This is a genomic window from Janthinobacterium lividum (genome assembly GCF_011601275.1).
Taxonomy (GTDB): Bacteria; Pseudomonadota; Gammaproteobacteria; order Burkholderiales; family Burkholderiaceae_D; genus Janthinobacterium; species Janthinobacterium lividum_E.
Window position 1 is genome coordinate 415,961 of the sequence record NZ_JAAOLY010000002.1, and the last position, 12,485, is coordinate 428,445.

The window sequence follows — 12,485 nt, forward strand, 5'->3', positions numbered from 1 at the left end:
CAGCCCGCGAAGAGACTATTTGCGCACTTCGCCGTGGCCGAATACCACGTACTTGAGCGAGGTCAGGCCTTCCAGGCCCACCGGACCGCGCGCGTGCAGCTTGTCGTTCGAGATGCCGATCTCGGCGCCCAGGCCATATTCGAAGCCGTCGGCGAAACGCGTCGACGCGTTCACCATCACCGAGGCGGAATCGACTTCGCGCAGGAAGCGCAGCGCATCGCTGTAGTCTTCCGTGATGATCGATTCCGTGTGCTTCGATGAATACTGGTTGATGTGGTCCATCGCTTCGTCGATGCCATCGACCACTTTCACGGACAGGATGGCCGCCAGGTATTCGGTGGACCAGTCTTCCTCGGTGGCGGGCACCAGGTGCGGATACGCAGCGGCGGCCAGGATCGCATGGCTTTCCGGATCGGCGCGCAGTTCCACCTGTTTGGTCAAATACAGTTCGGCCAGCTGCGGCAGCACGGTGGCGGCGATGGCGCGCGACACCAGCAGGGTTTCCATGGTGTTGCAAGTGCCGTAGCGGTGGCACTTCGCATTGAAGCCGATATCGATCGCCTTCCTGATATCGGCCTTGGCGTCGATATAGACGTGGCAGATGCCGTCGAGGTGCTTGATCATCGGCACGGTGGCCTCTTCCATCAGGCGCGCGATCAGGCCCTTGCCGCCGCGCGGCACGATGACGTCCACGTACTGCGGCATGGTGATCAGGGCGCCGACGGCGGCGCGGTCGGTGGTGTCGATCACTTGCACGGCATCGGCAGGCAGGCCTGCTCCCTGCAAGCCCTCGGCCACCAGCTTGGCCAGCGCGCGGTTGCAGTGTATCGCTTCCGAGCCGCCGCGCAGAATCGTCGCGTTGCCGCTCTTGATGCACAGGCCGGCCGCGTCCACCGTCACGTTCGGACGCGCTTCATAGATGATGCCGATGACGCCCAGCGGCACGCGCATCTGGCCCACCTGGATGCCCGTCGGGCGGAATTTCATGTTCGAGATTTCACCGATCGGATCGGCCAGCGAGACGATCTGCGTCAAGCCTTCGACCATGGTGGCAATCGCCGCATCGGACAGGGTCAGGCGGTCGAGCATGGCCGGCGCCAGGCCGGCGGCAGCGGCCGCATCGAGGTCGCGCTGGTTGGCGGCGCGCAGCAGATCGGCATCGCGCACGATGGCGGCGGCGATCAGGCTCAAGGCGCGGTTGCGCGTGGCGCTGTCGGCACGCGCCATGGCGCGCGAAGCGGCGCGCGCGCGCGTGCCCACGTCCTGCATATATTCTGTGATGTCCATGCTCGTATCCATAAAAGTTAACCTCGGGCGATCTTCAGGCCCAGCTGCAGCATGGCGTCCCAGGCGTCGCCCGCATAGCCCTTGGCGCGCAAGCCCTTGATCATCTTGTCCACCTGCGCCGCCTGCTGCAGCGCCGCTTCCAGCACGGGCAGCGAAATACGCCGCAGGGCCGGTTCCATCATCCGCTCGCGCGGACCCCAGATGCGGTACTCCTTCAGCAGCGCGCCCAATGGACGCCCTTGTGCCATGCCGGCCTTCAATTTTAACAGCGTGCGGATTTCCTCGGAGACGGCCCACAAGACCAGCGGCAGCGCCTCGCCCTCGCCTTTCAAGCCTTCGAGCATGCGCACCAGGCGCGCCGGGTCGCCGGCCAGCATGGCTTCGGACAGCTTGAAGACATCGTAGCGGGCCACGTTCAGCACCGCGTCCTGCACTTGTTCATACGTCAGCTTCCCCGCGGCATGCAGCAAGCCCAGTTTCTGGATTTCCTGGTGCGCCGCCAGCAAGTTGCCTTCCACCCGTTCGGCGATGAAGTCGATGCTGGCCCGTTCGGCGCTTTGCCCCTGCGCGGCCAGGCGCTGTGCTATCCATGCCGGCAACTGCGCCCGTTCCACGTTCGGAATGTCGATATACACGGCCGCCTGCTGCAAGCTGGCGACCCAGGCCGCCTTCTGCGTGGCCCAGTCCAGCTTGGGCAAGGTGATCAGGGTCAGGTTGTCGGGACTGAGATTTTTGGCGTAGCTTTGCAGCGCCGCACCGCCATCCTTGCCCGGCTTGCCGGTGGGGATGCGAAGTTCGATCAGTTTTTTATCGCCGAACAGCGACAGCTCCTGGTTCGCCGCCAGCAGCTCGCCCCACTTGAAACTGCGTTCCACCGTCAGCACGTCGCGCTCGGAGTAGCCCTGCGCGCGCGCCGCGCGGCGAATCTTGTCGGCCGCTTCCAGCGCCAGCAGGTGTTCGTCGCTGGTGATCACATACAGCTGCGCCAGCGGCTTGGCCACATGCCCATCGAGCGCGTCTATCCGCAATTGCATGGCGTCCCCGTTACTGCTGCGGGGCTGCCGGCGCGACCGGCGTCACGGGCGCCACTGGCGCCACCGACATGGCCGGCAGTACCGGCTTGATGGCGGCCAGGCGGCGCATGATCTGCTGCACCAGGTCATTGCGCATGTCGCGGTACAGCGCCGCTTCCTCGGTTTCCTTGGCCAGTACCTGCCTGTCGTCGAAGGTGATAGGACGCACCAGGCTGATGGTCGTCGGTGCCAGCAACTGGTTGCCGGCCTTGTCCACCACGCGGAAATTGATCGAATAACCGAGTTGGTACTCTTGTACGCGGCCGCTGGTATTCAGGGACAAAATGGTCTTGGTACGATTCCTCTCCGGATCGGTGAGCACCTCGAGGACGGCGTCGGCGCCATCCTTGGTGTTGACCACCTCCGTGCTGCCAATGGCGCGGATATAGCGTTTCAGGCCGATCGCCAGCGGCGACGAGTCGGGCAAGCCGATATACATCGTCGCGAACGGCAGCATGAAACTGCCGTTCGAGCCGCGCAAGTGAAAGCCGCAGGCCGACAGCAGGACGGTCAGGCCCAACGCCAACACGGCGCGGCGGCCCAACAGCGATACTGGAGAGGAAGTCGGAGAGGAAGTCGTCATGATTACACCACGATGCTGATTAACTTGCCTGGCACGACGATGATCTTCTTCGGCGTGGTCTCGACATACTTCTGCACACTTTCGCACGCCAGCGCGGCCGCTTCGATGCTGGCCTTGTCCGCATCCTTGGCCACCGTGATCGAGCCGCGCAGCTTGCCGTTCACCTGGATCATCATCTCGATCTCGGACTGTTCCAATGCGGCCGGATCGACTTGCGGCCATGCCACGTTCAGCAGGTCGCCGTGCACGCCAGCGTAACCGAGTTCCTGCCACAGCACGTGGGTGATGTGCGGCGCGACAGGGTTGAGCAGGCGCAGGAAGATGGAGAAGCCTTCGGCGATCAGCGCCTTCGACTGCGCGCTGTCATCGAGCTTGGCCGATTCCAGGGTGTTGAGCATTTTCATGCAGGCCGACACGACGGTGTTGTACTGGATGCGTTTCAAGTCGTAATCGGCTTGCTGCAGCAGCTTGTGCAATTCGCGGCGCAGGTTTTTCTGCGCGTCGCCCGTGGCGGGAGCCGCGCCGCCAGCCAGCGCGGCCTGGATCGTCGCCGACTGCGCATAGCCGAAGTTCCACACGCGGCGCAGGAAGCGGTTCGCGCCTTCGACGCCGCTACCCGACCATTCCAGGGTCTGTTCCGGCGGCGAGGCGAACATGGTGAACAGGCGGGCCGTGTCGGCGCCGTACTGCTCGATCTGCGCTTGCGGGTCGATGCCGTTGTTCTTCGACTTCGACATTTTTTCCGTGCCGCCGATTTCCACCGGCTGACCGTCGGCCACCAGGATGGCGGACTGCGGACGGCCCTTGTCATCGAGGGACAGGCGCACGTCGTCCGGGTTGAACCAGGTGGTCTTGCCCGCCGCATCCTTGCGGAAGTAGGTTTCGTTGAGCACCATGCCCTGCGTCAGCAGGTTCACGAACGGCTCGTCGAACTTGACCAGGCCGAAGTCGCGCATGATCTTGGTCCAGAAGCGCGCGTACAGCAAGTGCATGACGGCGTGTTCGATGCCGCCGATGTACTGGTCCATCGGCATCCAGTAATCGTTGCGCGCGTCGACCATGGCGTCGTTCGAGCCTGGCGAGGTATAGCGCATGTAGTACCACGACGAATCGACGAAAGTATCCATGGTGTCCGTCTCGCGGCGCGCCGGCTTGCCGCACTGCGGGCAGTCGCACTGCAAAAAGGCTTCATATTTGTTCAGCGGATTGCCCGTGCCGTCCGGCACGCAGTCTTCCGGCAGCACTACCGGCAGATCTTTTTCCGGCACCGGCACCACGCCGCAATCGGCGCAATGGATCATCGGGATCGGCGTGCCCCAGTAGCGCTGGCGCGAAATGCCCCAGTCGCGCAAACGGAACGTGGTTTTCTTTTCGCCCAGGCCCAGCTCCGCCAGGTCGGCCGCCACCGCATCGACGGCGGACGCGAAATGCAGGCCGTCGTATTTGCCGGAGGCGACGCAGACGCCGTCCTTGCTGCCATACGATTCCTGCCAGGCGTCCGTCGAAAATTCCTGGCCCTTGACTTCGATCACTTGCTTGATCGGCAGATTGTATTTCTTGGCAAAGCCGAAATCGCGCTCGTCGTGCGCCGGCACGCCCATCACGGCGCCATCGCCGTAGGTGATCAGCACGTAGTTGCCGACCCAGACTTCCACTTGCGCGCCCGTCAGCGGATGGGTGACGAACAGGCCGGTCGGCATGCCCTTCTTCTCCATCGTTGCCATGTCCGCTTCGATCACGGAACCGAGCTTGCATTCGGCGTTGAACGCCGCCAGCGCAGGATTGCTTTGCGCGGCATGGATGGCCAGCGGGTGCTCGGCGGCCACGGCGCAGAAGGTCACGCCCATGACGGTGTCAGGACGGGTGGTAAACACATACAGCTTGCCGTCGCCGATCAGGGCGCCTTCGGCATCAGCGATTGTGTGCGGGAAGGCGAAACGCACGCCCGTCGACTTGCCGATCCAGTTGGTCTGCATGATGCGCACGCGCTCGGGCCAGCCCGGCAGCTTGTCGTCCACATAGGCCAGCAATTCTTCCGCGTAATCGGTGATGCGCGCGTAGTACATGGGGATTTCGCGCTTTTCGATCAGCGCGCCCGAACGCCAGCCCTTGCCATCGACAACTTGTTCGTTGGCCAGCACGGTCTGGTCGATCGGATCCCAGTTCACGGTACCGGTCTTCTTGTAGATGATGCCTTTTTCCAGCATCTTCAGGAACATCCACTGGTTCCATTTGTAGTATTCGGGCTTGCAGGCGGTCATTTCGCGCGACCAGTCGATGGCCAGGCCCATCGATTCCATCTGCTGCTTCATGTGGGCGATATTCGAATACGTCCATTGCGCGGGCGGCACGTTGTTGGCCATGGCCGCGTTTTCCGCCGGCATGCCGAACGCATCCCAGCCCATCGGCATGAGCACGTTGTAGCCGTTCATGCGCAGGTAGCGGTACATCACATCATTGATCGTATAGTTGCGTACGTGACCCATGTGCAGCTTGCCCGAAGGGTAAGGCAGCATCGAGCAGGCAAAGTACTTGCCTTTAGGGAAACGTGGGTCGTGTTCGACGGCTTTATAGGCGTCGATCGCCTTCCAGTAGGATTGGGCGGATTGTTCGACGTCGGCGGGACTATATTTATCTTGCATGATGGATGTGCGACCAGCGTGGCCCGGCCAAAAGTGAATATGAACCGAGCATTATACTGGTTGTCGCCGCCCGATAGCGCGGCGTGCTGGCGGCCCGCCTCGGCATATTTTTGCAGGCGCGCAATTATGCTGTGTAATATATGCGCAATCTTGTTCTTTGCATCAAAGCCGGCCATGATCGTCTACCAGGAATATCCGCCCCTCCCCTCCCTGCGGCCGTGGCTGGACTGCGTCTGGACCTGCCGCGTGCGGACGGGCGCCACGCCCTTCACGCACCAGGTCTTGCCCGACAATTGCATCGACATCCTGTGCCAGGACCAGCAGGACGCCAGCTTTGCCGTCGGCATGATGACGGCGCCGATTGCCGTCGTCAGCCAGGGCCTCGTGCAAACGGTGGCGGCCCGCTTCAAGCCGGGCGCGGCCGCCCGCTTCTTCCAGTTGCCCTTGTGCGAACTCAACGATGGCCGCACGGGATTGCAGCAGCTGTGGGGCCGCGAGCTGGCGGCGCGCCTCGGCGACGCCCTGTGGAGCGAGCCTTTGACGAATGCGCAACGAGTTTCCATTTTGCAAGAATATCTGCTGCTGCGCCTGCGCGCTGCGCCGCCGTTGCGCCAGGCAGGTGCGGCCGAACATGCCATCGCGGCCATCGAGGCGGCATCGGGCCAGGTGCGCGTGGAGGGCCTGGCGCGGCAGCTGGGCGTGTCGCGCCAGCACCTGGCGCTGCAATTTCGCCAGCAAGTGGGCATCAGCCCGAAGCTGTTTGCCCGCATCTGCCGTTTTCGCGCGGCCAGCCAGGGCATGCAAAGCATGGCGGGACAGCAGGACTGGGCGCAAGTGGCCTTGCAATATGGCTATTTCGACCAGTCGCACCTGATCCACGACTTCCAGGATTTCGCCCGCAGTTCGCCCGAGGCGTGGCTGGTGGGCCGGCGCAGTTGAATACCTTCCATTTTTACAATCACACGCCGCGCGCCGGTGGCATGATGACCTTATTCTTCATTCATCAGGAGTAGCACATGATCAAGGGTTTGCGCACCGTCACCTATCCCGTCCCCGACCTGGACAAGGCCAAGGCCTGGTACAGCCAGGTATTCAACACCACGCCCTACTTCGACCAGCCGTTCTATGTGGGCTTCAATATCGGCGGCTTCGAGCTGGGCTTGCTGCCGGACGGCCAGCCGGGCACGCAGGGCAGCGTGACGTACTGGGGCGTGGACGGCATCGAGCAGGAAGTCGAGCGCATCGTGGCGCTGGGCGGTAGCCTGCACCACCCGATCACGGACGTGGGCGACGGCATCCGCACGGTGGAGTTGCTCGACCCGTTCGGCAACCAGATCGGCCTCATCGACAATCCCCACTTCGATACCAGCAAAGTCGTCTAAGCGGCTTCACCTTGCAGCCAGACGCGGAACTGCTGCAAGGCCAGTTTCTCGTGCGCCGCTTCGGGCGTGATCAGGTAATACGCGCGCTGGCCACGCAGTGGGCGCTCGCATGCGATACGCAGCTCGCCACGCGCCAGTTCCGCTTCGACCAGCATACGGGGCAGCAAGACCACGCCCTGCCCCTGCACGGCCGCCATGGCTAGCATGGAAAACAGTTCATAGCGGGCGCCGTAGCGCGCCAGCTCCCCATCGACCTGCATGGCGTCAAACCACTGGCGCCAGGCGCCCGGGCGCGTACTTTGCTGCAACAAAGTCAGTTCCAATAAATCCTGCGGCTGCCAGGCGCTGCGCGCGGCCAGCAGGCGCGGACTGGCGACGGGCACGATTTCTTCATGCATGAGCAAGGTGGCGCGGGTGCCGGGCCAGCGCGCCAGTTGCTCGGGCGTGCCCGCGTACAGGGCGCCGTCGTATTCCGTATCGGCAAACATGAACGGTTTGGTATACGCGTCGATATGCACGACGATATCGGGGTGCATTCCCGCCAGCGAAGACAGCCGTGGCATCAGCCAGCGCGTGGCAAAGGTGGGAACCGAAGCCAGCTGCAGGGCGCCGCCGCCACCCTGGCGCGCCATGGTGTCGAGCGTGTCGCGCTCCAGCCCATCGAGGCGCGCCGCGATCTGCCGCGCATACGCGGCGCCGGCACTGGTCAGCAGCACACCGTGGCGCGTGCGCTGGAACAGTTGCACGCCCAGAAAAGTTTCCAAGGATGAAATCTGCCGCGACACGGCGCTTTGCGTCAGCGACAGCTCGCGCGCCGCATGCGTGTAGCTCTGGTGGCGGGCGGCCGCCTCGAAACAATTGAGCGCTTGCAGCATCGGAATTTTGCGTGACATGGACGTACCCGGCAGGTGAAAGCCACCAGTATGCCGCAAGATATGCATAACACGCATGTCTGGGTGCGAAAAAATCGTTTGCGCAAGGCTAGGCAAAAACCTACCATGAGCCATATTCAATCTTGCGCCGATCACCGGCGCTCACCTGCGAGGCCTGTGATGAGCAAAACCGTATTTGACTGGAATTCCCCCCTGCTGCTGGAAGAACAACTGACGGGCGACGAACGCGCCGTGCTGGAAGCGGCGCGCGACTATTGCCAGGGCAGCCTGGTGCCAAGAGTGCTCGAATCGTTCCGCCACGGCCGCACGGATGCGGCCATCTTCCGCGAAATGGGCGAGCTGGGCTTGCTGGGCACCACCATTCCCGAAGAATACGGCGGCGCCGGCCTGAACTATGTTTGCTACGGCCTGGCCGCGCGCGAAGTCGAACGCGTCGATTCGGGCTACCGCTCGATGATGAGCGTGCAATCGTCGCTGGTGATGGTGCCGATCAATGCCTTCGGCAATGAAGAAACCAAACAGAAATACCTGCCGAAACTGGCGACGGGCGAATTCATCGGCTGCTTCGGCCTGACGGAACCGAACCACGGCTCCGACCCTGGCAGCATGGTCACGCGCGCGCGTAAAGTGCCAGGCGGCTACAGCTTGTCGGGCGCGAAGATGTGGATCACCAACAGCCCGATTGCCGACGTGTTCGTCGTCTGGGCCAAGGACGATGAAGGCGCGATCCGCGGCTTCGTGCTGGAAAAAGGCTGGAAAGGCCTGTCGGCGCCGGAAATCCACGGCAAGGTGGGCTTGCGCACCAGCATCACCGGCGAAATCGTCATGGATGAAGTGTTCTGCCCGGAAGAAAACGCCTTCCCCGACGTGCGCGGCCTGAAGGGCCCGTTCACTTGCCTGAACAGCGCCCGCTACGGCATCGCCTGGGGCGCGCTGGGCGCGGCCGAAGACTGCTACCTGAAAGCACGCCAGTACACGATGGACCGCCAGCAATTCGGCCGCCCGTTGGCCGCCAACCAGCTGGTGCAAAAGAAACTGGCCGACATGCTGACGGAAATCACCATGGGCTTGCAAGGCTGCCTGCGCCTGGGACGCATGAAGGATGAAGGTTCGCCCGCCGTGGAAATCACGTCCATCATGAAACGCAACAGCTGCGGCAAGGCGCTCGATATTGCCCGCGTGGCGCGCGACATGATGGGTGGCAACGGCATTTCCGACGAGTTCGGCGTCATCCGCCACCTGGTCAACCTGGAAGTGGTCAACACCTACGAAGGCACGCACGACGTGCACGCGCTGATCATCGGCCGCGCCATCACCGGCATCGCCGCCTTCAACTAATGGACGCCTTGGCTTCCACCTTGCGGCCCGCGCCGCTGACCGGCTTGCGCGTGCTCGATCTGTCGCGCGTGCTGGCCGGTCCGTGGGCCGGGCAAATGCTGGCCGACCTGGGCGCCGACGTCGTCAAGGTTGAACAGCCAGGCCGCGGCGACGATACGCGCTCCTGGGGCCCGCCGTATCTGAAGGATGAAGACGGCCGCGACACGGCCGAAGCGGCCTACTTCCAGTGCGCCAACCGCAACAAGCGCTCCTTGTGCATCGACCTGGCCGTCCCCGAAGGGCAAGCCCTGGTGCGCAAGCTGGCTGCCGAATCGGACGTGCTGCTGGAAAATTTCAAGCTGGATGGCTTGAAGCAATATGGCCTCGATGCGGCCAGCTTGCTGGCGCTCAATCCTCGCCTCGTCTACTGCTCCATCACGGGCTTCGGCCAGGATGGGCCGTATGCGGCGCGCGCCGGCTATGACTTCCTGATCCAGGGCATGGGCGGCTTGATGAGCATCACTGGCGTGCCCGATGGCCAGCCGGGCGCAGGGCCGCAAAAAGTGGGCGTGGCGCAGACGGACATCCTGACGGGCCTGTACGCCACCATCGCCGTGCAGGCGGCGCTGGCCGAACGGGAACGCTCGGGCCTGGGCCAGCATATCGACCTGGCCTTGCTCGACGTGCAAGTGGCGGCGCTGGGCAACCAGGCCGCCAATTACCTGTGCGGCGGCAAAGTGCCCCAGCGCATGGGCAATGCGCATCCGAACATTGTTCCATATCAAGACTTTCCCACGGCCGATGGCGACATGATTCTGGCGATCGGCAACGATGGCCAGTTTTCCCGCTTCTGCGCCGTCGCCGGCCACCCGGAATGGGCGCAGGATGAACGCTTCGCCACCAATCCGCAGCGCGTGGCGCACCGGGCGATATTGATCCCTTTGATGCGCCAGACCACGGTCATGCGCACGACGGCCGAGTGGATCAGCGCGTTCGAGGCGCAAGCCGTACCCTGCGGTCCCGTCAACCGCATCGACCAGGTCTTTGCCGACCCGCAAGTAGTGGCGCGTGGCTTGAAAGTGGAGATGCCGCATCCGACGGCGGGCACGGTGGCACTGGTGGCCAATCCCGTGCGCCTCGCAAGCTCGCCGGTGCAGTACCGCTTGCCGCCTCCATTGCTGGGGCAGCATACGCAGGAAGTGCTGCAGCAGTGGCTGGGATTGGACAGTGCGGAAATTGACGGCTTGCGCGAGCGCAAGGTGGTGTAAATGTTGGTCGTCTGGACGTAGGTCGGATTAGCGCTTGCGCGTAATCCGACTTGCACAGCCAACAATGTGTCGGATTACGCGGCGCTGCCGCTAATCCGACCTACGGTTCTATTTACTTGAGTACCAGTTTCAACGCCGGCTTTTCGCCATAATCCTCATAGCGCTCGTTGATGCCGGCGATACAGAAGGTGATTTCTTCCAGCAAGTCAGGCACTTGCGCCTTCATGCTTTCCGCGTCCTGCACGACGATCTCGAGCACTTCGTTCGGTTTCAAACGGAACTGCGTCATGTTTTCGTCGTCGCGCAAATAGCTGAGGCAATCGACCCAGGCATCCATGCTGTTGCCGTAGAACTCGGGAAAACCGAAGGCTTGCACGCATTGCGCGTGAAAGCTCGCTTCGTCGGTGATGTCTTTTCCATTCAGGATGGCAGTGGCCATGGTCTTCCTCAGTTCTTCAGCGACAGCACATCCTGCATGTCGAACAGGCCGGTCGGCTTGTCGGCCAGGAAACGCGCTGCGCGCAGGGCGCCGTGGGCGTAGGTGACGCGGCTGCTCGACTTGTGGCTGATCTCGATGCGCTCGCCGATGCCGGCAAACAGCACCGTATGGTCGCCGACGATATCGCCGCCGCGGATGGTGGCAAAGCCGATGGTCGACGGGTCGCGTTCGCCCGTCACGCCTTCGCGGCCGTACACGGCGCATTCCTTCAGGTCGCGGCCCAAGGCGCCGGCCACCACTTCACCCATTTGCAGGGCCGTGCCCGATGGCGCATCGACCTTGAAGCGGTGATGGGCTTCGATAATCTCGATATCGTAGCCTTCGGACAGGCTTTTCGCGGCCAGTTCCAGCAATTTCATGGTGACATTCACGCCGACGCTCATGTTCGGCGCGAACATGATGGCCGTCTTTTCGGCGGCGGCGGCAATGGCGGCCTTGCCCGCGTCATCGAAACCGGTGGTGCCGATGATCATCTTGACGCCGTGCTCGGCGCAATACGCCAGGTGCTGCAAAGTGCCTTCCGGACGCGTGAAGTCGATCAGGTAATCGGCGCCGGCCAGGCCGGCGGCCAGGTCGGACTCGATCAGCACGCCGGCAGGCTTGCCCAGGAAGGCGGCGGCATCCTGGCCGACGGACGGCGAACCGGCGCGGTCGAGCGCGCCAGCGAGCACGGCGTCGGGCGCGTTGCTGACGGCTTCGATCAGGATATGGCCCATGCGGCCGCTGGCGCCAGCGATGGCGATTTTCAGTTCAGTCATTTTATTCTCTTACAACAGCTTATTTGGTGGGTTCGGCAGCAGGTGCAGGCTCGGCGGCAGGCGCCGTTGCGGGTGCGGGTGCAACGTCAGGCTTACTCACAGGAATGGCAGGGGCGGCATCGGCCGGCACCGGCACGGCGCTTGGCGCCACCGGCGATGGCACGACGGCGGCAGGCACGTCGGCCTTGGCAACCTTGGCAAATGGCGACGGACCGGCGATGCGGTCGATGTATTCTTTCTCCGTCGGCAAGTTGCCGCCTTCAAAACGTTCAACCTTGCCATCCTTGCCGAAGTACACGACCACGCGGCTGCTGGTGGTTTCGCCACTGCCCCGGGCCAGGCGGAATGGGTAATCCCAGCGGTCGGCATGGAAGATATCGGTCAGCAGCGAGGTGCCGAGGACGAAACGCACCTGGTCGCGCGTCATGCCCACTTTCAACTGGGCCAGCATCTCTTCCGAGACAAAGTTGCCTTGTTGAATGTCAGGACGGTAGGGCGAGAAGAACCACATGAATTTTTGCAGCGGCGTAATGGTCGTCGTTTGTGCGCCCTGTTCCGGGACTACTTCCTTGCCTTCTTTTTGAGCAGCTGCCGGCTTTTCGCCCAGGATGCCACGGCTGGCGCAGCCGGACATGGCCAGCGCGACACAGACCATGCCTGCCACGACTGGTGCTCGAAATGAAATACGGTGCCAGAGAGATGGCAATACAGCCGGTGTTACGCGCATAAATGACCTCAATTGGATGAACAAAACGCCAGGAGTGACCGGCCCGCCAAAAAAAA

At 63.0% G+C, this 12,485-nt stretch carries 12 protein-coding genes; 4 read left to right on the forward strand and 8 right to left on the reverse strand.

Annotated features, from left to right (window positions below; genetic code table 11):
• Nucleotides 1-15: 15 nt before the first annotated feature.
• The 4 genes from GYK42_RS04650 to leuS are packed head-to-tail and all read right to left on the reverse strand — an operon-like array spanning nucleotide 16 to nucleotide 5,585.
• Nucleotides 16-1,287, reverse strand: a complete 1,272-nt coding sequence (locus tag GYK42_RS04650) for a glutamate-5-semialdehyde dehydrogenase (protein ID WP_046684468.1) — start codon at nucleotides 1,285-1,287, stop codon at nucleotides 16-18.
• Nucleotides 1,288-1,304: 17 nt separating this feature from the next.
• Entirely contained in the window at nucleotides 1,305-2,321 is a 1,017-nt protein-coding gene (gene holA / locus GYK42_RS04655) for a DNA polymerase III subunit delta (RefSeq protein ID WP_166446518.1), read from the reverse strand.
• Nucleotides 2,322-2,331: 10 nt separating this feature from the next.
• Entirely contained in the window at nucleotides 2,332-2,943 is a 612-nt protein-coding gene (gene lptE, locus GYK42_RS04660; protein ID WP_166446519.1) for an LPS assembly lipoprotein LptE, read from the reverse strand.
• A 2-nt stretch (nucleotides 2,944-2,945) separates the two neighbouring features.
• Complete coding sequence (leuS, locus tag GYK42_RS04665) at nucleotides 2,946-5,585, reverse strand: leucine--tRNA ligase (protein ID WP_166446520.1); 2,640 nt, start codon at nucleotides 5,583-5,585, stop codon at nucleotides 2,946-2,948.
• A gap of 150 nt (nucleotides 5,586-5,735) precedes the next feature.
• Between leuS and GYK42_RS04670 the strand changes: the two genes are divergently transcribed.
• Nucleotides 5,736-6,524 (forward strand): DUF6597 domain-containing transcriptional factor, encoded by a 789-nt coding sequence (locus tag GYK42_RS04670; protein ID WP_240943445.1) that lies wholly within the window; start codon nucleotides 5,736-5,738, stop codon nucleotides 6,522-6,524.
• Between the two features lie 77 nt (nucleotides 6,525-6,601).
• Complete coding sequence (locus tag GYK42_RS04675) at nucleotides 6,602-6,967, forward strand: VOC family protein (protein WP_166446521.1); 366 nt, start codon at nucleotides 6,602-6,604, stop codon at nucleotides 6,965-6,967.
• Here the strand turns inward: GYK42_RS04675 and GYK42_RS04680 are convergent.
• Nucleotides 6,964-7,860, reverse strand: coding sequence for a LysR substrate-binding domain-containing protein (locus GYK42_RS04680; RefSeq protein ID WP_166446522.1), 897 nt, complete (start codon nucleotides 7,858-7,860; stop codon nucleotides 6,964-6,966). The genes GYK42_RS04675 and GYK42_RS04680 overlap by 4 nt on opposite strands.
• Before the next feature lie 159 nt (nucleotides 7,861-8,019).
• On the opposite strand from GYK42_RS04680, the gene GYK42_RS04685 reads away from it, so the two are divergent.
• Together GYK42_RS04685 and GYK42_RS04690 are read left to right on the forward strand one after the other, a co-directional pair.
• Entirely contained in the window at nucleotides 8,020-9,198 is a 1,179-nt protein-coding gene (locus tag GYK42_RS04685) for an acyl-CoA dehydrogenase (protein ID WP_035822683.1), read from the forward strand.
• Complete coding sequence (locus GYK42_RS04690; RefSeq protein WP_166446523.1) at nucleotides 9,198-10,445, forward strand: CaiB/BaiF CoA transferase family protein; 1,248 nt, start codon at nucleotides 9,198-9,200, stop codon at nucleotides 10,443-10,445. The genes GYK42_RS04685 and GYK42_RS04690 overlap by 1 nt, the downstream gene beginning before the upstream one ends.
• Nucleotides 10,446-10,557: 112 nt before the next feature.
• On the opposite strand, the gene GYK42_RS04695 is transcribed toward GYK42_RS04690, so the two are convergent.
• The 3 genes from GYK42_RS04695 to GYK42_RS04705 are packed head-to-tail and all read right to left on the reverse strand — an operon-like array spanning nucleotide 10,558 to nucleotide 12,357.
• Nucleotides 10,558-10,884: a barstar family protein gene (locus tag GYK42_RS04695; protein WP_166446524.1), complete on the reverse strand. Its 327-nt coding sequence runs from the start codon at nucleotides 10,882-10,884 to the stop codon at nucleotides 10,558-10,560.
• A gap of 8 nt (nucleotides 10,885-10,892) precedes the next feature.
• A complete protein-coding gene (gene dapB, locus GYK42_RS04700; RefSeq protein WP_046684475.1) occupies nucleotides 10,893-11,702 on the reverse strand; it encodes a 4-hydroxy-tetrahydrodipicolinate reductase in 810 nt (269 codons plus the stop codon).
• 19 nt (nucleotides 11,703-11,721) lie between these two features.
• Entirely contained in the window at nucleotides 11,722-12,357 is a 636-nt protein-coding gene (locus GYK42_RS04705) for an outer membrane protein assembly factor BamE (protein WP_235432943.1), read from the reverse strand.
• Between the last annotated feature and the right edge of the window lie 128 nt (nucleotides 12,358-12,485).